The organism is Paraburkholderia unamae, from assembly GCF_003096875.1.
GTDB classification, from domain to species: domain Bacteria; phylum Pseudomonadota; class Gammaproteobacteria; order Burkholderiales; family Burkholderiaceae; genus Paraburkholderia; species Paraburkholderia unamae.
The window spans coordinates 1-18,990 of sequence record NZ_QEOB01000029.1; the positions used below are offsets into that span (position 1 = coordinate 1).

The following is an 18,990-nucleotide window of genomic DNA, read 5'->3' on the forward strand; positions in this document are numbered from 1 at the left end:
ACGGGCGTGATGCGCCACGCGGACGCGGGCTACGAGCTTGCGCAGCAAACCGCGCGCGAAGCGGGCCTCAAGCTGCCGATGCTCGGCCGATGAGCGATATGACGCCGCCGCGCCAACGCGGCGGCGTCATGTTCGATCGCGCTCGCTCAGAGCGTTTCGGGCAGCCGATGCGAGTCGTTGTCCACGCAACAAACCAGCACCTCGGCGTCCTGCGCGCCTGTGCTGAGATACACGTGCCCCACGGCGCTGTCGAAATACAGGCTGTCGCCAGGCGAGAGCTTGAAGACCGTGCCGTTCTCGAAGTGCAATTCCAGTTCCCCGCCCAGCAGGAACAGAAACTCCTCTCCGCTGTGCCGGATGTAGTCGGGAAACGCGTCCATCGTGCGGGCGTGAATGCGCCCGCGCATCGGCACCATCCGTTTGCCCGTGAGGTCGTTGGCGATCATGCCGTACTCGTAGTTCGGCGTGTCGTAGATCATCTGCTTGCCCGCGCGCGTGAGCGTAGGCGTCATCGGGCCTGCCGCCTTGCGCTTCCTGCGCCCGAAAATCGTGTCGAAGTCCACGTTCAGCGCGTGCGCGAGCGCCGCGAACTTGTCATAGGTGAGCGCGATGTCGCCGCGCTCGGCCTTCGAGATCGTCGAAACCGCGATTCCCGAAAGCGCCGATAGCTGCATGAGCGTGAGTTCGCGCGCTTTGCGCGCGTCGCGCAGGCGCGCGCCGACCGCCGCGTGGTCGATCTCCGTTGCCGCCTGTTCAGGCGTTTCCTGGTGTCGTGCCGCCGTATTTGCCATGAAAAGTACCGTTCCCGGTTACGGGTTTTGTCGTATACGAGAATTTATTTTTTCTCGTATATGATAACTCGCATCTCGACTCCCTTTTGAAGGAGCAGCGTCGTGGCATCAATCGCATTGGAGAAGGCGGGACTTTCGAAGGGCCAGGTCATTGCCGCGACCACGCTCGGCACGGCGCTCGAGTACTACGATTTCACGATCTACAGTTTCTTCGCGATCCAGATCGGCAAGCTGTTCTTTCCCTCCGCCTCGCCCGTCAACCAGTTTCTGCTCTCCATCGGTCTGTTCGGCGTCGGCTTCGTGGTGCGCCCGCTCGGCGGCATCGTGATCGGCGCCTATGCGGACCGCGCGGGGCGCAAGCGCGCGATGGTGCTGACCATCATGCTGATGGCGCTGAGCTGCGCGCTGATCGCCGGCGCGCCGACCTATGCGGTGGCGGGTCTCGCCGCGCCGCTCATCGTGCTCACGGCGCGCCTCATTCAGGGCTTTGCGGCGGGCGGCGAGTTCGGTCCCGGCACGACGCTGCTCGTGGAATATGCGAGCGACCACACGCGCGCCTTCTTCGCCAGCTGGAACTTCGCGGCCACCGCGCTCGGCCTCGCGCTGGGCGCGGCGGTCGCCACGCTCGTCAACGTGGTGCTGCCGAGAGAAGCCGTGGATGCCTGGGGCTGGCGCCTTCCGTTTCTGCTCGGCATCGTGGCCGCGCCCGTGGGCATGCTGATCCGGCGCCGCCTGGAAGAAACGTTGAGCGCCGCGCCCGCGCACGGCGCGCGCCGCAGCGGCGCGTTGAAGGCCGCGCTCACCACGCACCTCAAGCTCACGATACTCGGCACGTTCGCCGAGCTGGGCGGCTCGGTGTCCATCTACATCACGGCATTCTTCCTGCCGAATCATGCGGTGCGGACCTTGCATCTGTCGTCCACGGCGGCGGTGACGTCGGGCGTGGTCAGCTCGCTCGTACTGTTCGCCGCCGCGCCGCTCGCGGGCAAGCTCGCCGATCGCTACACCCGCAAGCGCGTGCTCGTGATCTCGCGCGTGGTGCTGCTGCTGAGCGTGTACCCGGCATTTGCATGGCTTTCCGCCGCGCCTTCGATGGCGCTGCTGTGCGCGGTCTCCGCGTTTCTTTCGGTGTTCGTGGCCGGGCAGGTCGTGCCCGTGCTCGTGATGATCCCCGAGCTGTTCCCGCGCGAAGTGCGCGCCACGGGCATCGCGCTCACTTATGTTGTGAGCGCATCGATCTTCGGCGGCTTCTCGCCGCTCGTGGCAAGCTGGATCGTCGCGCGCACGGGCAATCCGCTCGCGCCCGCATGGTATGTCGCCGCAGCCTGCGCGATCTCGCTGATTCCGCTAATCTGGCTGCGCGACCGAACCGGCGAAGCCATCGGCTGACGCCACTTCATCAGGAAAACCAACGATGTCCGACAAAACCGAGCTTGTCAGCCTGTCCGCTGTCGAGCTGCGCCGCTTGATCGGTGCGAAGGCCGTTTCGCCCGTGGAACTGCTCGATGCGTGCATCGAGCGCATCGAAGCCGTGAATCCGGCCGTGAACGCGATCACGGCCACCTGTTTCGACGCCGCGCGCGCAGCGGCGAAGGCCGCCGAGCAGGCCGTCATGGACGGCAAGCCGCTCGGCCTGCTGCATGGCCTGCCGCTCGGCGTGAAGGATCTCGAAGACACGGCGGGGCTGCTGACGACCTACGGCACGCCGATGTCGCGCGGCAACGTGCCTGAGCGCGACGTGGTGCTCGTGGAGCGCCTGCGCGCGGCCGGGGCGATTCTCGTGGCCAAGACGAACGTGCCGGAGCTGGGCGCGGGCGCGAACACGCGCAACCCCGTCTGGGGCGCGACGGGCAATCCGTTCAACCCCGAACTCAACGCGGGCGGCTCGTCGGGCGGCTCGGCGGCGGCGCTCGCGTGCGACATGCTGCCCGTTTGCACGGGCTCCGACACGGGCGGCTCGCTGCGCATTCCGGCCGCGAAGTGCGGGGTGGTGGGCTTTCGCCCGTCGCCCGGGCTCGTGCCGAACTCGCGGCGGCTGATCGGCTGGACGCCCATTTCCGTGGTCGGACCGATGGGCCGCGACGTCGCGGAAACGGCGTTGCAGCTCGCCGCCACGGCGGGCGAGTCGGCGGGCGATCCGCTGAGCTATGCGCTCGACGCACAGGCTTTCGCGTTGCCCCCGCACATCGATCCTTCGACGCTGCGCATCGGCTACACCGAGGACTTCGGCTGCTGCGACGTCGATCCGGCCATTCGCGCGGTGTTCCGCGCGCGCGTGGCGGAGCTCAAGCGCATCGTCCATACCTGCGAGCCGGTCGAGTTCGATCTCGGCGACGTGCATCGCTGCTTCGACGTGATCCGCGCGGAAAGCTTCGTCGCAGGCCTGCATGCGGCCTACACGCGCGACCCCGGCGCGCTCGGGCCGAACACGCGCGCGAACTACGAAATGGGCGCGAAGATGTCGCTCGCGGACAGCGCATGGGCCCAGGCCGAGCAAACGCGCATTTTCCAGCGCTTCCAGGCGGCGTTCGCGCGCTACGACGTGATCGTCTCGCCCACCACGCCGGTCACGCCGTTTCTGTGGAGCGAGCTTTATGCTTCGCACATCGACGGCCGCGAGCAGGAGAACTATTACCGCTGGCTCGCGCTCACCTATGTCGTCACGCTCACTACGCACCCGGCGATCGCGCTGCCTTGCGGCGTCGATCACGCGGGCATGCCGTTCGGACTCCAGATCGTCGGGCCGTTCCGTGGCGACATGAAAACGCTGGCCGTCGCGCAGGCGCTCGAAGCGGCGTTTTCGGCGTATCCTGTGCTGCGCCGCCCGCGTCCCGATCTCGCGCGGCTCACGCAACCCAATCCGGCGCTGACGTCCATTGTCACCGCGCCGCCCATTTATCACCCCACCGGTGGCGCCGCCGCCGGGCTTTCGACGGTATGACCATGAGCAACGAAATCAAGAGACTGCAAACCAACGCGCGCATGAGCCAGGTCGTGATCGCCAATGGCGTCGTGTACCTCTCGGGCCAGGTGCCCGATACGGCGGGCGCGCCGATCGACGTCCAGACCACCGAGATCCTCACCCGCATCGACAAGCTGCTCGCTTCGGCGGGCGTGGACAAGACGCGTCTGCTCACCGCGAACGTGTGGCTGAGCGACCCGAAGCACTTCGACGCGTTCAACGCCGTGTGGGACGCCTGGGTGGCGGCCGGTCACGCGCCCACGCGCGCCTGCGTGCAGGCGCTGCTGATGCGCCCGGGCCTCGACGTCGAAGTGGCCGTCACGGCGCTCGCCTGAGCGCTCTCGCCAAAGCGCGGATTCAAGGACATAGCGTAATGAAATTCGACTCGGTCGTGCTTGGCGGCGGGATCGTCGGGGTCTCGGTGGCATTGCAGTTGCAGCGGCGCGGCCTGGCGGTCGCGCTCGTGGACCGCAGGGCGCCCGGCAATGAAACGTCGCACGGCAACGGCGGGCTGATCCAGCGTGAAGGCGTCTACCCCTACGCCTTTCCGCGCGACCTCGCGACGCTCTTGCGCTACGCGGGCAATCGCTCGACGGACGTGCGCTATCACCCGGGGGCCATGCCGCATCTGCTGCCGTTCCTCTACCGCTACTGGCACCATTCGCGCGCCGATCGCCACGCCGCGATCGCGCGCGCGTACGCCACGCTGATCGAGCATTGCGTCATCGAGCATCGCGCGCTGATCGAGGCGGCGGGCGCGCAGGCGCTGCTGCGCACCAATGGCTGGATGAAGGTGTTTCGCAGCGCGCGCGCGATGGACGCCACCGTGGCCGAGGCGCAGCGCTGGCGGCGCGAATACGGCGTTGGGCACGAGGCGCTCGACGCCCAGGCGCTGCGCGCCGCCGAGCCCGCGCTGGGCCACGCGCTGGTGGGCGGCGTGCGCTATACGGATTCCGATTCCGTTAGTGATCCGAATGGACTCGTCACGGCCTATGCGAAACTGTTCGAGCGGTTGGGCGGACGCGTGCTGATGGGCGACGCCGCGACGCTCGAACCGTCGTGGCGCGTCATGACGCAGGACGGACCCGTCACGGCGCAATCGGCCGTGATCGCCATGGGCCCGTGGTCGGGCGACCTCACGGCGCGGCTGGGCTATGACTTGCCGCTCGCGGTGAAGCGCGGCTATCACATGCACTACGCTGCGTTGAACGGTGCGAAGCTGAGCCAGCCGGTGCTCGACGCCGAAGTGGGTTTCCTGATCACGCCGATGGCGCGCGGCATCCGTCTCACGACCGGCGTGGAACTGGGCTTTCGCGATACCGCGAAGACGCCGGTTCAGCTCGAAGCGGTGGAGCCGCTCGCGCGCGGCATTTTTCCGCTCGGTGAGCGCGTCGATGCCGAGCCGTGGCTCGGCCGCCGCCCCTGCACGCCCGACATGAAGCCGGTCATCGGCCCTGCGCCGAAACACGACGGCCTCTGGTTCGCGTTTGGCCACGCGCATCACGGCCTCACGCTCGGGCCGGTCACGGGCCGCCTGATTGCGGAGATGATGACGGGGGCGCCCACCGTGGTCGATCCCCGGCCGTTCCGGGCCGACCGGTTTTGAAGGCCGGAAGAGGGGCTCGACGCGAGCCGGCCCCGCGCCCGGCGCTCAGAACCGGTAGTTCAGCCCCGCGAACGCGGTCAGTTCACGCCGGGACTCGGTAACCGGGCTTCCGGCGGCGTAGCGCTGGAGGCGTCCGAGCGTGGCGTTCACGGAGCCGACCCAGTGCTTCGAAAAGTCGTGCGTCGCGTAGAACGTCATGTGCACATCGCGTATGCCGGAGCCGGTCGCGTAAGCCGGCAGGCCTGACGCCGCGCTTTGCTCGGGCGTCACGCCAAACAGCGTGTGCGTGTAGAGCGCATTGGCCCACGTGAGCCCCGGCCCCACCGAGAACAGCCAGCCCGGCAACGGCAGCGAGGCGTACAGATCCGCGCTCGCCGTCGTTCCCTGCCCGTGACCGCTGATGTCCTGATACACGGCCACGGCGCCCGTGAACGCCCATAGCGTGTAGTCGGCGAACACCCGCAGCTTCGGGCCGTCGTCCACGTTGCTCAGGCCGTGCAGATGCGGGTCGTCCGAGACCGTGCGCGACTGGAAGTCGAAGCTCAGCGAAACGCCCACGTGATAGTTTTCCGCCGTCAGCAGGTTCACGCCGAGCACGTCCGGCCCCTGCGAAAAGATGCGGTCCCGGTACGAGATGTCGAGCGACGGAAACGGATACAGCTTCAGATGGCGCGCGCCCGGATATTCCGGCGCGATATAGACGCCGGGGCCGATCGAGATCTTCCACGGCGAGTCGGCCGTGGTGACGGGCGCGACCGAGGCCGCCGGCGAAGTTGGCGAGATTTGCGCGGTTTGCGGGTCTGTGCCGTCGGCCCACGCATGCGAGGCCGCGGCCAGCGTGAGGAGGCACGCCAGCCCTTGCGCTGCTATGGATGGCTTCACGTATTTTTCCTTCCGACTGCCGCCAGTTGACGCAAACGCCGGGCAAGCGCCTTCGAGACCACGGGCTGGTCCTGCGCGCCGTGTGCCACCTCGCTTTCGCGCAGGAACAAGGCTGTTTCGCGCGCAACGATCTCGCGCTCGTTGTCCGAGGTGATCATGTGATACGAGTCGTCCAGCCACAGCGTGCGCAGGAAATTCGCGCCGATGCGATCGATCACGTAACGCGGATTGCGCGGGCTCGACGTTTCGTCGTCGATCGCGTGGATCACGAGCGTGTCGTTTTCGATGGCGGCGACGTCCTTGCGCGCCGCGCGCGCGAGGCGCAGCGCCTGATGCAGCGCGGGCAGCGCGATCGTGGAGGGGCCGACTTCGCTGAAGTCGTTGCGCTGCATCGCGCGGGCGATCTTCTTGCGCAACGCCTCGTTACGCACACCGAACGGTTCGGCCTCGCGATAGCGGTAGCGGTGGCGTAAGGGCGTGAAGTAAGCCCAGTCGAGCAGGAAGCGATACCAGGGAATCGCCCAGCCGTCGTAAGCGAGCGTGAGCGAGAGCAGGACGAGCGATTGCGCGCCCGGCCGCTCGCGGATCACGCGTAGCGCGAGCGCGCCGCCGATCGACAGGCCGCAGATGGACACGCGCGCGTGGCGCGCGGCCAGTGCGTCGTACTCGCGCACCGCGTGCTCGACCCATTGCTCCATCGGCAACTGGCCCGCGCCCGCGCTATAGCCCTCGATGAGCGGCGCGCACACGGTGAAGCCTTCGCTTTGCAGGTAGCGCGCGAGATAGCGCAGTTCGAGCGGCGAGCTCGACAGCCCGTGCAGCATGAGCACGGCGTGGCCGTCGCCTTCGCAGAAAAAGCGCGTGGACTGGGCGGCCGGCGCGACGCTTGCGGCCGGTTGCATTTCGACGGTCGCCACGTCAGACCTCCGTGCGCAGAACGAGGAAATCGCCCGCATGCGTGGTGAAGCGCTCGCAACTGCAATTGGCGAACTGATACTCCCGCTTGTGCTGCCCGCTGCGCAAGCGCACGCGATGGTGCCCCGGCCACAGGCCGTTGGTGAGGCGCTGGAGGTCTTCGGGATGGAGCGCGTCGAACAACGGGCCAGGCGCGACTTCCGCGGCGGCCGGCAGCGCGCGCGACGGGCTCTGGCCCACGCTCGCCAGTTGGGTGGCGTTGCGCTCCAGCCCCTTGATGAGGATGAAGCCTTCATGGTGCTGCGCAAGGTGGCGCAGCAGTCGATGCGTTTCGTCCACGGCGCGGCGCGCGAGCGCGCGCTCGTTGTCGTGACGCAGCAGCATTTCGTAGCGCGACTGCGCGACCGAGGCGATCAACTGGCCGCGACATTGCTCGCGCCGCAGCCGCTCGATCAGCGTGATCACGATCACCGTGACGAGCGGATACGACACCAGCAGGACCAGATCGTGCAGGTCCAGGTGCGTAAAGTTTTCGTAAGGCGGCACGAACATATAGTCCGCAATGCCGAGGCCGAGCACCATGACGGTCAGCGCGGGCGCGAGGCCGAGAAAGTACTCGACCAGTGAAGCGGCGATGCAAAACGTGGTGCCCGGCATCATCGGGCCCAGAATCGGGTGCAGTACGAAGCGGATCAGACTCGCGGCGGCGAGCGCGCAAGCGGCGAGGCACCACCGGCGCGGGCCTCTCGGCGCCCAAAGACGGGCGTTACGGACTTTCATGGTTTCCCGGAGCGCCCGCCTTCGGGCGGGCCTTGGCATTCGGATCGCGCGCTGGCGCGCATCGACGCTTTAATTTTGACTAGTGTAGGCAATCCGAAAGGAGTGGTCCGGCGAAACGCGGCGCTCGCGATACAGGCAGAGCGCCACCTTCCGTGTCCCAAGGAATGCCGTGCGTCCCGAATGTTACCACCGTTTACAACAGTGTTTGCCAACGTGGAATTGGCCATGCGAACGTTGGGGGCAAGCCCGGCCGTCGTCGTTCGCGGCGCGGGTTCAGGCGCGGATTCAGGTGCAGGACAGCGCGCGACGCCCGAACCCGTCACGCCCAATCAATTGGGCACATACCCCGTGGGCCGCGTGGCGTTGGCGCTCGCCACCGTCGCGTTCGTCGAGACCACGTAGACCGGCGATTCGGTCAGCGTGAGGGCAACGGTGCCGTTGGTGTAGCTCATGGTCGCCGGATTGCCCATCTCGTCGATCACGGTGACCGTGCCGCTCGTGCCGGGCGCATCCACCGCGAGGCTGTACGGCACGCCATAGGTCGAGCTATAGCCGCTCGCCGCGCTCCACACCGCGTTGTTGTGGGTCCACAGCGCCGTGATCACGGCGCCGTTGTTCAACTGCTGGAACGCGTAGGCGTAGACGCCCGAGGGCGTGCCGTTCACGGGGCCGAGCGTGTTGGTGCCGTCGAGAACGCGCGTCATCGCCGCCACGGCCATTGCCGCGGGCTTGGGGCTGATGTTCTGCGCGCCGTATTGCCCGGTGGCGTCGCTCAGGTCGAAGAACGTGCCGTAGCCCACCTTGTCCGGGAAGTCCGCGCCATAGAACACCCAGGTCTGATCGGCGCCTTCGCCGAGCACGATCAGGTGGCTGCGCGCCACCAGCGCGCCTTGCGCGTAGAGGATGTTGGCGCCCGGATAGTTCGGACCGTAGCTTGCGCCGTTGTCATAGCTGATGCCGACTTCGGTCTGGAACAGCTTCATGCCCGGCTTGTAGTCGGCGGCCATTTCGCTGCGCAGCTTGCGCATCTGCCCGATGAGCGAGTCCGAAGCGGTGGACGGATCGCCCGCGAGGCGCTCCGGCGCGTACGAAGGCGAGCTGCCGTTGATGTCGTAGTAGCCGTGCGTCGTCACGCCGTCGATGAGCTGGGCGAAGCCGAGCGGCGCGAGCGTCTTGAGCTGGTCGGCGGTTCCCGAGGGCGCGGTGTCGGTGGGGCCCATCAGCATGGCGTGAGGATCGGTCGAGTGCAGGCCCTGGTAGACGGTCTGGTACAACTGGATGAACTCCGCGTTCGTGCCTTGCCACTGCGAATCCGGCTCCCAGGTGAGCTGGTAGTAGTTGGCCGACTGCTTCGGAAAATAAGTCGTGCGAATGATGTTCGATTCGGTGCCGACCCGGCTCATATAGTCCTGGTAGTACGCGAGATCGGTGGGCAGGCGCGACTCGTCCTCGAACTGGCCGGTCGGGCTCAGCCATGCCGGAATGCCGTCCAGCCGCACGAAGCGCATCACGTTGCCCGTGGTGTAGAACGGGTCGAGGTTGTTGGCGTTCGGATTGAAGGTGTTGCGGCCGTTGGGCTCCATCGTATAGAGCTCGCGATGGTCGTACGTCCACGAGATGCCGAGGCCGGAGAGCACGGAGCCGTTGTCGTCCTCGCCTTGCATGCCGAAGCGGTGCAGGTCCTGGCGCGCGTACGTGACGGCGGGCACGACGCTCGCCAGGTTCGGCAGCACGCCGAAGGTCGCGTTGCCGGCGGGGCGGGTGCCCGCCGAGGGGATCTGGCCGCCGCCGTTGGCCAGCGTGGCCGACACGGCGAAGTAGCCCGCGAGCGTCGAGGTGCAGGTCAAGGTGGTCGTCACGGGGCCGGCCGTCACGGGCAGGCTGCCGCTCGCGGCCACTTTGCCGACATGGTCGGTGATCGACCAGACGAGCGTGTCCGAAGCGGGCGCATTGGTGACGAACGCCACGGGAAACGCGGCGCCCGAGGCGAACATGCGGCCGCTTTGCGCGCTCGGCGTATCGGCGGAGACGAGCGACGTTGCCGAAGCCGCGCTCGACGTGGCGGGCGAGCCGCAGTTCATCGCGCCTGCCGTGACGGCGGGCGAGGTCGAGCCGGCGCCGCTCGCGCCCGTGTTGGCCGTGCTCGCGTTCGTGCTTGCGTTTGTGCTGGGATCGGTGCCCGCGCTGGTGTCCGTGCCTGTGCCCGCACCCGTGGCGGCGGCTGCGTTTGCCGCGCCTGTGCCGCCCGAGCCTGGCGTGTCTGCCGCCGTGTTGGTGGAGTTCGCTGCGTTCACGGCACTGGCGCCACTCGCGCTGCTTGCACCGCTCGCGCCACTCGCGCTGTTCGGCGCGGCCAGGGCATTGGCGTTTGTCGCATCCGTTCCGTTGCCTCCGGAACCGCCGCCGCCACATGCCGCCAGGGCCAGCGACGAAGTCAGGACTACATGAATGAGCTTCATCGATCGAAAAAGACAATACGACGCCCGGCCGGCCAGGGCACGCGTCGCGCGCTCACGGGCAAGCTGAGAGTCAGGAGTTTGAATTTGGGCGGGTGCCGCACATCGGCTGGATGCGCTTCACACCCGTCAACATGCGCCGCGCGATGCGGACAATTCGCGTACAGCGGCGCGAACAACGCCGCTGGGTGCGCCGTCGGTATTTCGGCCTTACGCGGGTTCCCTGAGGGGAGGGAGACGTGCGCAATTCTTGCGGACGAAGATTACGAAGTCACTACTTAAAGTCAGACGCGCGGCGGATATTACCGACAATCCCCCCAGGGTTGTGAAAATCAGACGTAACAAAATGTCACACGAATTGCGACGAGTTGCAATTACCGCCGCTTAGTGAATTTCCGCCAATAGCAAGGTATGAATTACCTTAAAACGCCCGAATCATGCCGGCCGCATTGATTGCCGCAAAAACGGGCTGTTGATGCCTATAACGGCGGACTCGATGCGAACTGAAGGAATAAAAACGGGGTGAATACATAAAATCCATTTACGTAATGCCAACCTTTTAAAATCCTTTCTCTTTAATTCGGGTCTGACTGTAATTGGCGCTACTGTTAATATGGCGGCCATGCGAATCGATCCATACAGCCTCGAACTGTTCATCTCGGTCGTGGAAGAGGGGTCCATTGCCCGCGCGGCCGGGCGCAATCACATTGCGCCTTCGGCGTTGAGCCGGCGCATGGCGGACCTCGAAGCCGCCATGGGACTCGCGTTGCTCATCCGCTCCCCAGCGGGTGTCGAATTGACCGAGGCGGGGCGTCACGCCTTCGCGCGCGCGGTGGCGGTGCACGACCAGTTGCAATCGTTCGCGCGTGAAGTCCAGTCGCTCAGCGGCGAGGTGGCCGGCGTCGTGCGCCTGTTCGCCAATGCGTCGGCCATCGTCGGCTTGCTGCCCGAGCGGCTCAAGGCGTTTCAGGCGCGCTATCCCCTCGTGCAGATCGCACTCACCGAGCAGATCAGCGACGAAGTCGTGCGCGCATGCCTGGAGGACCGGGCCGACGTGGGGATCTCGGCAAGCGGCAAGATCCCCGGCGGCCTCGAATCGTGGCATTTCGCCGACGACCCGCTCATGGTCGTGCTGCCCCCGGACCATGAACTCGCCGCCATGGAGGCGCCCAGGTTCGGCGACGTGCTGCGCTTTGCGCTCGTTGCGCTTCAGGCGGGCGGCTCGCTCGACCAGACGCTCAAGGAGCGCGCCGAGGCGGCCCGCGTGCCGCTGCGCATCTCGGTGACGGTCAACAGTTTCGACGCGCAGTGCCGCATGGTCGAGGCGCGGCTTGGCATCGGCATCGTGCCCACCAGCGCCGCTTCGGCTTTCGCGGGATCGCAGGGCTTCGTGCGCCGGCCGCTAAACGAGCCGTGGGCGCTCGGCCGCAGCCTGCGCCTGCATGCGCTGCGCAAGTCGTCGCGGCTGCGGGCCGTCCAGGCCTTGATCGAGTCGCTCGTGCAACGCGAGGGTTAACGAGGACATCGCGGTTTGCGATGGCCCCGTTGCCAATCGAGCACTTCATTGCGCCCGCCGCCGCCGTCTAGATTTCCGCTCAAGGAGAGATCAGATGGCGACACTGGAATTGAGCGGCCGGATCCTGTTTCTTTGCAAGGACGCCGATGCGGTCGAGCGGCAGGCGCGCGGCGCCGATCTCGCGACGCCCGGGCCGCAAGCGCTGAGAGACGACGTTTCGACCGATGAGATCACGCCCATGAGCGTGCTCACGCGCTTCGACGAGCGCCTTGGCCGCGTGCCCTATGTGGGCTTTCGCGCGGACGGGCGCAACCCGATTGCTATGGACACCGTACGAAACGGCGGCTTTTGCGTGACCGTGGCGGGCAACCGCTACGGCAAGGGATCGTCGCGCGAGCATAGCCCGCTTGCCGAGTTTCGCGCGGGCATCCGGCTCGTGATCGCGCGCAGCTTCGAGCGCATCTACCGCCAGAATGCCGACAACATCGGCTTGTTCACCTCGACGGATTTCGGGCTGATCGAGCGTATCCGGCGCGGCGAGGCGATCGATATCGAAGAACTCGTCGCCTCGCGCGACGGCCTCGCGGCTTCGATCCTGAGAAGCGGCGGCCTGCTGAAATACGGCGCGCAACACATGCGCAGGATCGCGCCCGCGACGTCGAGCGCGAGCGATGCGCCACGCACGCTGGCCGCGAAAATCATCGAGCGCCACGTGCTGCGCACGGAGCACACGGGGGAATCGCCGGCGCCGGGCGCGGGCATGTTCGTCCGGGCGGACTGGCGCTTCATCCACGAGTACTACACAGGCATGGCGACGCACATGCTGCACGCCACCTTCGGCAAGCCGCTGTCGCTGCATCGGCCTGAAACGATCCTCGCGTTCGAAGACCATCTTTCGTATTCGCACAAGAGCGAATTGCACGTGCGCAACGGCCTGCTGCCCGACGTGCGCGAGCTTTCGGCCGCGCACCGCCAGTTCGCCGCCGACTACGGCCTGAAAAATCATGGCTACCTGAGCGAGCTGCCAGGCGAGCGCCGGGAAGGGGTCGAGGGCTCCGAAGGCATTTCCCACGCGATGATGGCCGAGCGCTACGCGCTGCCGGGCCAAGTGGTCGTGGGCACGGATTCGCATACGCCGCATAGCGGGGCGCTCGGGTGCCTCGCGTTCGGCGTGGGCACGACCGACATGGCTAACGCGTTCGTCACGGGTGCGGTGCGCATGACGGTGCCGCAGTCGCTGCGGGTGAATTTTCAGGGTCCCGTGCCCGCCGGGGTGACGGCGAAGGATCTCGTGCTGCATCTGCTCGCGCAGCCTGAAATCCGGGCGGGAGCGGGCGTGGGCAAGGTGTTCGAGTTCGCGGGCTCGGCCGTTGCGCAGTTGAGCACCGACGAGCGCACCACGCTCACGAACATGACGGCCGAACTCGGCGGCTTCACGGGACTCGTCGCCCCCGACGCCGAAACCGTGCGCTTCCTCAAGGCGCGGCGCGGCATCGACTTTGTCGTTGAGCCCTGGATGCAAAGCGATCCGGGCGCGCCCTATGCCGAGGTGATCGACATCGACTGCGCGGCGCTGACGCCCATGCTCGCCGCGCCGGGCGACCCCGGCAACGGCGTGGCGCTGCATGATCTCGCGCAGCGCCCGCAGGTGGACATCGCTTATGGCGGCTCGTGCACGGCGGGCAAGCGCGAGGATTTCGACCACTATCACGAAGTGCTGGCGTGGGCCGCCGCGCGCGGCCTGCGTGTTCCCGCCAGCGTGAAACTCTACTTGCAGTTCGGCACCTCCGATGTGCGCGACTACTGCCGGCAGCGTGGTTATCTCGAAGCCTTCGAGCAGGTCGGCGCGATTCTGCTCGAACCTGCCTGCGGCGCTTGCGCCAATTGCGGGCCGGGGGCCTCCGTGGATGCGGATCAGGTCACGATCAGCGCGATCAACCGTAATTTTCCGGGGCGTTCGGGCCCCGGCCAGGTGTGGCTCGCGAGCCCGCCAACGGTGGTCGCGAGCGCGCTCGCGGGCCGCATCGCTTCATTCGGCGAACTGAAAGAACGGTACCCATGAGCCACCGTGCTCGCCGATAAGTCATTCGAACTACTAAACTGGAGACAAACATGGCCATTCTGGAGGGCGCAGCGAACCTGCGCGACGCCGACCCTGGCGCAAGCGTCGACGCCACCCCGCTTGCCGACGGCGCCGCGATTTACGGCGCACTCTCGGCACGCCTCGACAGGCTTCCCGCCACGCGTGCGGTCTGGAAGCTGATCCTGCTGCTCAGCCTCGGCTTCTTCTTCGAACTGTACGATCTGCTTTTCACGGGTTATGTCGCGCCAGGCCTCGTGAAGAGCGGCATACTGACCTCCACGACGTCCGGGCTTTTCGGCACATCGGGCGTCGCGAGCTTCATTGCCGCGCTGTTTTGCGGCCTGTTTCTGGGCACAGCGGCATGTGGTTTTCTCGCGGACCGCTTTGGCCGGCGCGCGATCTTCACGTGGTCGCTGCTGTGGTACGTGGCGGCGAATACGGTCATGGCGTTCCAGGATACGGCGGGCGGCCTGAACTTCTGGCGCTTTCTGTCCGGCATGGGCATCGGCGTTGAGCTCGTGACCATCGGCACTTACCTCTCCGAACTCGCGCCCAAGCATTTGCGCGGCCGCGCGTTCGCGGTGTGCCAGACCATCGGCTTTTCGGCCGTTCCTGTCGTCGCGTTTCTCTCCTGGCTGCTCGTGCCCAGAGCGATGCTCGGGCTCGACGGCTGGCGCTGGGTTGTGCTGCTGGGCGGCGTGAGCGCGCTATTCGTGTGGTACTTCCGGCGCAATCTTCCCGAGAGCCCGCGCTGGCTGGCAAGCAATGGACGCCTCGACGAAGCCGAAGCGGTGCTCGCCGACCTCGAAGCGAAGGTCTCGCGGCAATACGGCGCGCCGCTGCCCGCGCCCGGTCCGAGCGATCCGGCGCCGCGCAAGGCAGGTTTCGCCGACATGTGGAAGCCGCCCTACGGCCAGCGCACGGCGATGCTCATCGTCTTCCATATCTTCCAGACGGTGGGCTTCTATGGCTTTGCGAACTGGGTGCCCACGCTGCTCGTGAAGCAGGGCATCACGGTCACGTCGAGCCTGCTCTACACCACGGTGATCGGACTCGCCGCGCCGCTCGGCCCGCTGCTCGGCTACTGGATCGCCGATCGTTTCGAGCGCAAGCATGTGATTGTTTGCATGGCGGCCGTCAATATCGTAAGCGGCCTGCTGTTCAGCCAGGCGGCGGCGGCGGTAATGATCGTGACGCTCGGCGTGCTGCTGACACTCGCCGGCAATATCATTTCGTTCACCTATCACACCTATCAGCAGGAGCTCTATCCCACGGCCATTCGCGCGCGTGCCGTGGGTTTCGTCTATTCGTGGAGCCGGCTTTCCGCGGTGTTCAGCTCGTTCGTGATCGCTTTCACGCTCAGGGAGTTCGGCGTGACGGGCGTGTTCGTTTTCATCGCGGGCGCCATGGCGCTCGTGATGGTGGCCATCGGCACGATGGGGCCGCGCACGCTCGGCAAATCGCTCGAAAGCATTTCGCACTGAGCGTTGCGCCGCCCGATCGTGCACGATCGGGCGTACAGGGGGCCGGGAAACTGCATTATCTCAAGCACCGGTCACTCTGCCGGCCCGGCTCATGGCGTGCGTGCTATCTTCGCTGCCGTATCGAAGAGGAGCGCGCGATGGACCGTATTTTCATGACCCGGGAGGAAGCCATCCGGGTTCTGCTCGAAGCCCACGAAGCGGCGACGGGCAACACCCCGGCAACGTTGATCCGCTCGAACGGCACGAAATCGGCGAGGGTGGAAGCGCTGGAGCGCTTGCTGCTCGACGTGCGCGCCGGGCGGGTCGACGAGTTCAGTCTCAACGTGGGCGACAGCACGCGTGTTGCCATCACCGACTAGCCACCTCGCGAGCTAGCCGTTCTGCGCGCGGAAATCAGGAAACGCGCTGCCCGTGAACAGCGGCGGCGCGACGCCCGACCAGGCCGACGCCAGCTGGAAGGCGTCGAGGTCGTCGAAGGTGTTCGCGACGATCTGCATGCCCATCGGCATGCCGCCGGGCCCGATGCCGATCGGCGCCGGGACGACCGGATAGAAACCGAGCAGGTTCCAGACCCAGGTCTGCGCGAACCGCAGGCCCGTGACCGGCTTGCCGTCTATCGTCACCGTGTCCGTTTGCGGGTTCAGGCCGTGCGCCGCGGGAATGAGCGGCGTGGCGAGCGTAGGCATGACGAGCGCGCGCAGGCCGCGCGTAAACACCTTTTCCTGCACGCGTCGCTGATAGTCGTTGAGCAGCGCTTCGGTTGCCACCAGCGCGTCGGGACCGGTCTTGCCCTCCATATGCTCGAACAGCATGCGCGTGTACGGCATGAGCTTGCCGGGGTCCTTGAGCGCCTCGGTGCGCAGGCCGCCCATGCTGGTGGAGAAGAGGCCCGTCATGAAGGTGTCCATGTCCGCCGAGTCGAAGCCGATATCCACACGCTCGACCTCGACGCCGAGTTGCTCGAAGCGCGTCACGGCGCGCTCCATCGCCGCGCGCACGGGCGGATCGAGCGGCGAGAGATGCGGCATGGGATCGTAGGCGATCTTCCAGCCCTTGACCGGCGCATAGCGCGACGGAAAGGCCAGGCGCGGACGCAGCGACGAATGCACGAGCGGATGCGGGCCGACCATCGCGTTGGTGAGCAGATTCAGGTCGTCGAAGGTGCGCGCCATCGGGCCTTCGGACTCGTAGGGCACTTCGCTCGTGGGCACGCGCCCGAACGGCGGCTTGAAGCCATAAAGCCCGCATTGCGAGGCCGGAATGCGAATCGAGCCGCCCATGTCCGAGCCGAGCGCGAGCGTCGTGAAGCCCGCGGCCAGCGCCGCGCCCGATCCGCCCGAGGAACCGCCCGGCGTCCAGGCGAGATTCCACGGGTTGCGCGTGACGCCCCAGAGCGTCGTGGCCGTGGTCATCCACACATAGAACTCGGGCACCGTGGTTTCGATGTGAAAGACCGCGCCCGCCGCGCGCAAGCGCTCGATCACGGGGCCGTCGTCGGTGGCGGGCGGCGCGTCCTTGAGCAGCAACGACCCCATGGTGGTCACCCAGCCCTTCACCGCATACTCGTCCTTGACCGCCACGGTAATGCCTTCGAGCGCGCGCGGGTTGCCGTTGCGATAACGCGCCGCCGACTCGCGGGCCGCCGCGCGCGCCTCATCGTAATGCCGCGTGGTGATGCAGTTGACCTTGTCGTTCCAGGCTTCGATGCGCTTGATCTGCGCTTCGAGCACGTCGACGGGGGAGAGTTCGCGCCTGCGAAAGCGTGAGAGCAAGGCGGTGGCCGGCAACCACGCGGGGTCGTTCGGCAGCGCGGCGGCGGCCGTGCCGTTGGCTTCGGCGGCGGCCGGCAGCATGGCGGCGCTCGCCGCCGCACCCGAGATCCTGAGAAACGCACGTCGATCCGGCATCGCATGGTCTCCTGCTGCGCACGGGCAGCGTGGCGCGCGGCGAGGCGGCCGCGCGAACAGAAACAGCAGCGACTGTATACCGGTACGCGGATTCGTGCGCCTGATCTGGACGCCGCCTTAAGCCGGCGCGAGCGCCAGATGCAGTGGTGTTTGCGGCCGCAACGTCACATTGAGCATGGCGCGCGGGGCCGCCATGCCCTCGGGGACCGAGAGCGTGTAGCGCTGCAACACCATCGCCGCGATCACGGTCATCTCCGTCATCGCCAGATGCTGGCCGAGACACACGCGCGGCCCCGCGCCGAACGGCGACCACGCCCCGCGCTCGGCGTGCCTCGCGTCGCGAGCGAAGCGCTCGGGCTGGAACGCGGCGGGCTCGGGAAACCAGCGCGCATCATGCTGCATGAGTTGCACGGGCAGCATGAACAGGGTGCGCGCCGGGAAGCGCCACGGACCGAGGTTCAGTTCGCGCTGCGCGCGGCGGCTGATGAGCACCGGCGCGGCGGGGTAAAGGCGCAGTGTTTCTTCGAGCGTTTGCGTGAGCCACGGCAACGCGGCGCGCACGTCGCCGCCGGGCGCGCGACCTTGCAGCACCGCGCTCACCTGCGCACGCGCGGCGTCCTGCGCGGCGGGATTCGAGGCCATGCACCATGCCCACCAGGTGAGCGTGGCGGCGGTCGTTTCGTGGCCCGCGAGAAACGTCGTCATGCATTCGTCGCGCACCGCCTGGAGCGGCCACAGGGCGGCGTCGTCACGGTGCAGGCGCAAGAGGCGCGAGAGCAGGTCGTCGGGCCAGGCGCTTTCGGAGCGCGCGAGGCGCGCTTGCAGATGCCGCTCGATGAGATCCTTCAATACGCGGATCGCCCGGCGCTTCGCGCGCTTCCACGGCATCCAGTCGGGCAGGCTGGCGGGCCAGTAGAACTCCGCGTTGGCGGTCTCGCTCGCTACGCGCACGGCGTGCTCGGCCTCGCGCGCGTGTTCGCCGATCTGCGCCGAGAACATCATGCGCATGATGACGTCCATCGTGAGCGAGGTGAGCGCGCTTTCCACGGGCCAGTATGCGTCGCGGGTGGGCCACTGCGCGAGCGCGTCGGCCGTCGCCGCCGCCACGCCCGGCACGAAGGCCTGCACCGCCTTCGGCGCGAAGCCCGGCTGCAACGCCTGGCGCTTGAGGTGCCAGGCGTCGCCTTCGGAGGTCAGCACGCTGTTGCCGTGCAACTGCGCGAAGATGCTCGTGCCGCGCTCCCAGCGGATCAGCGCGTCGTGATGCGTCACCAGCAGTTCGCGCGCGAGTTGCGGGTCGGTCACGACGATCGCGTGCTCGGGGAACGTGCGCACGTGGACGACGTCGCCATGGTCGCGCTGCCATTCGGCGAGCGTGCCCAGCAGGTCGCGCGACATGCGGCGCAGCAGGCGCCAGCCGGTCAGGCCCGCGCGAGGACCGGGCGGCCATGCGCCGGAGGGAACGGGCGCGGGCGACGATGAAGGCGAGTGAGCGTCGCGCACGGCATCGTCGGCGCGCTTCGCATGGAAGGGGCAAGGGGAGGAAGAGGGCGTAGTCATGCGGTGCATTGCACACCTACCGGCGCGTCACGTCTTGAACGCAAACGA

15 protein-coding genes are annotated in these 18,990 nt (G+C 67.1%); 8 read left to right on the top strand and 7 right to left on the bottom strand.

Annotated elements, in window-relative coordinates:
* Positions 1 to 146: 146 nt before the first annotated feature.
* Positions 147 to 791 carry a helix-turn-helix domain-containing protein gene (locus C7402_RS38935; RefSeq protein ID WP_116614328.1) on the bottom strand — a complete coding sequence of 215 codons (645 nt, stop codon included), beginning with the start codon at positions 789 to 791 and terminating at the stop codon, positions 147 to 149.
* A 102-nt stretch (positions 792 to 893) separates the two neighbouring features.
* Here C7402_RS38935 and C7402_RS38940 point away from each other — a divergent pair, with 102 nt between their 5' ends.
* Genes C7402_RS38940 through C7402_RS38955 form a run of 4 tightly spaced genes read left to right on the top strand, consistent with a single transcriptional unit; the run spans position 894 to position 5,359 of the window.
* The gene (locus C7402_RS38940) at positions 894 to 2,180 is read left to right on the top strand and encodes an MFS transporter (protein ID WP_116614329.1); all 1,287 of its coding nucleotides are present in this window, start codon (positions 894 to 896) and stop codon (positions 2,178 to 2,180) included.
* Positions 2,181 to 2,205: 25 nt separating this feature from the next.
* On the top strand, positions 2,206 to 3,732 hold the full coding sequence (locus tag C7402_RS38945) for an amidase (protein WP_116614330.1): 1,527 nt from the start codon (positions 2,206 to 2,208) through the stop codon (positions 3,730 to 3,732).
* Positions 3,733 to 3,734: 2 nt separating this feature from the next.
* The gene (locus tag C7402_RS38950; protein WP_112177606.1) at positions 3,735 to 4,088 is read left to right on the top strand and encodes a RidA family protein; all 354 of its coding nucleotides are present in this window, start codon (positions 3,735 to 3,737) and stop codon (positions 4,086 to 4,088) included.
* 38 nt (positions 4,089 to 4,126) lie between these two features.
* Positions 4,127 to 5,359 carry an NAD(P)/FAD-dependent oxidoreductase gene (locus tag C7402_RS38955; protein WP_116614331.1) on the top strand — a complete coding sequence of 411 codons (1,233 nt, stop codon included), beginning with the start codon at positions 4,127 to 4,129 and terminating at the stop codon, positions 5,357 to 5,359.
* A gap of 45 nt (positions 5,360 to 5,404) precedes the next feature.
* Here C7402_RS38955 and C7402_RS38960 read toward each other — a convergent pair whose 3' ends face one another.
* From C7402_RS38960 to C7402_RS38975, 4 genes are all read right to left on the bottom strand, one after another.
* Positions 5,405 to 6,241, bottom strand: a complete 837-nt coding sequence (locus C7402_RS38960) for a MipA/OmpV family protein (RefSeq protein WP_116614332.1) — start codon at positions 6,239 to 6,241, stop codon at positions 5,405 to 5,407.
* Positions 6,238 to 7,143 (bottom strand): alpha/beta hydrolase, encoded by a 906-nt coding sequence (locus C7402_RS38965; RefSeq protein WP_116614390.1) that lies wholly within the window; start codon positions 7,141 to 7,143, stop codon positions 6,238 to 6,240. The genes C7402_RS38960 and C7402_RS38965 overlap by 4 nt, the downstream gene beginning before the upstream one ends.
* Positions 7,144 to 7,159: 16 nt before the next feature.
* On the bottom strand, positions 7,160 to 7,936 hold the full coding sequence (locus C7402_RS38970; protein ID WP_116614333.1) for a DUF4118 domain-containing protein: 777 nt from the start codon (positions 7,934 to 7,936) through the stop codon (positions 7,160 to 7,162).
* Between the two features lie 329 nt (positions 7,937 to 8,265).
* Positions 8,266 to 10,230, bottom strand: coding sequence for a hypothetical protein (locus C7402_RS38975; RefSeq protein ID WP_308012649.1), 1,965 nt, complete (start codon positions 10,228 to 10,230; stop codon positions 8,266 to 8,268).
* Positions 10,231 to 11,014: 784 nt separating this feature from the next.
* Between C7402_RS38975 and C7402_RS38985 the strand changes: the two genes are divergently transcribed.
* The 4 genes from C7402_RS38985 (at position 11,015) to C7402_RS39000 (ending at position 15,834) form a co-directional block, all read left to right on the top strand.
* Positions 11,015 to 11,908 (top strand): LysR family transcriptional regulator, encoded by an 894-nt coding sequence (locus C7402_RS38985; protein ID WP_116614392.1) that lies wholly within the window; start codon positions 11,015 to 11,017, stop codon positions 11,906 to 11,908.
* Positions 11,909 to 12,002: 94 nt separating this feature from the next.
* Positions 12,003 to 13,970 (top strand): aconitase family protein, encoded by a 1,968-nt coding sequence (locus C7402_RS38990; protein ID WP_116614335.1) that lies wholly within the window; start codon positions 12,003 to 12,005, stop codon positions 13,968 to 13,970.
* A gap of 50 nt (positions 13,971 to 14,020) precedes the next feature.
* The gene (locus tag C7402_RS38995; protein WP_116614336.1) at positions 14,021 to 15,475 is read left to right on the top strand and encodes an MFS transporter; all 1,455 of its coding nucleotides are present in this window, start codon (positions 14,021 to 14,023) and stop codon (positions 15,473 to 15,475) included.
* A gap of 137 nt (positions 15,476 to 15,612) precedes the next feature.
* The gene (locus tag C7402_RS39000) at positions 15,613 to 15,834 is read left to right on the top strand and encodes a hypothetical protein (protein WP_116614337.1); all 222 of its coding nucleotides are present in this window, start codon (positions 15,613 to 15,615) and stop codon (positions 15,832 to 15,834) included.
* A 12-nt stretch (positions 15,835 to 15,846) separates the two neighbouring features.
* Here the strand turns inward: C7402_RS39000 and C7402_RS39005 are convergent, their stop codons facing one another.
* Positions 15,847 to 17,382 (bottom strand): amidase, encoded by a 1,536-nt coding sequence (locus C7402_RS39005; protein WP_116614338.1) that lies wholly within the window; start codon positions 17,380 to 17,382, stop codon positions 15,847 to 15,849.
* Positions 17,383 to 17,499: 117 nt separating this feature from the next.
* Positions 17,500 to 18,942 (bottom strand): cytochrome P450, encoded by a 1,443-nt coding sequence (locus tag C7402_RS39010; RefSeq protein ID WP_116614339.1) that lies wholly within the window; start codon positions 18,940 to 18,942, stop codon positions 17,500 to 17,502.
* Positions 18,943 to 18,990 lie beyond the last annotated feature (48 nt).

Excerpts from the sequence above, each read along its gene's own strand:
- C7402_RS38935 (WP_116614328.1), bottom strand. The coding sequence starts at position 791 with ATGGCAAATACGGCGGCACGACACCAGGAAACGCCTGAACAGGCGGCA.
- C7402_RS38945 (WP_116614330.1), top strand. The coding sequence starts at position 2,206 with ATGTCCGACAAAACCGAGCTTGTCAGCCTGTCCGCTGTCGAGCTGCGC.
- C7402_RS38950 (WP_112177606.1), top strand. The coding sequence starts at position 3,735 with ATGAGCAACGAAATCAAGAGACTGCAAACCAACGCGCGCATGAGCCAG.
- C7402_RS38955 (WP_116614331.1), top strand. The coding sequence starts at position 4,127 with ATGAAATTCGACTCGGTCGTGCTTGGCGGCGGGATCGTCGGGGTCTCG.
- C7402_RS38965 (WP_116614390.1), bottom strand. The coding sequence starts at position 7,143 with ATGCAACCGGCCGCAAGCGTCGCGCCGGCCGCCCAGTCCACGCGCTTT.
- C7402_RS38970 (WP_116614333.1), bottom strand. The coding sequence starts at position 7,936 with ATGAAAGTCCGTAACGCCCGTCTTTGGGCGCCGAGAGGCCCGCGCCGG.
- C7402_RS38985 (WP_116614392.1), top strand. The coding sequence starts at position 11,015 with ATGCGAATCGATCCATACAGCCTCGAACTGTTCATCTCGGTCGTGGAA.
- C7402_RS38990 (WP_116614335.1), top strand. The coding sequence starts at position 12,003 with ATGGCGACACTGGAATTGAGCGGCCGGATCCTGTTTCTTTGCAAGGAC.
- C7402_RS38995 (WP_116614336.1), top strand. The coding sequence starts at position 14,021 with ATGGCCATTCTGGAGGGCGCAGCGAACCTGCGCGACGCCGACCCTGGC.
- C7402_RS39000 (WP_116614337.1), top strand. The coding sequence starts at position 15,613 with ATGGACCGTATTTTCATGACCCGGGAGGAAGCCATCCGGGTTCTGCTC.
- C7402_RS39005 (WP_116614338.1), bottom strand. The coding sequence starts at position 17,382 with ATGCCGGATCGACGTGCGTTTCTCAGGATCTCGGGTGCGGCGGCGAGC.
- C7402_RS39010 (WP_116614339.1), bottom strand. The coding sequence starts at position 18,942 with ATGACTACGCCCTCTTCCTCCCCTTGCCCCTTCCATGCGAAGCGCGCC.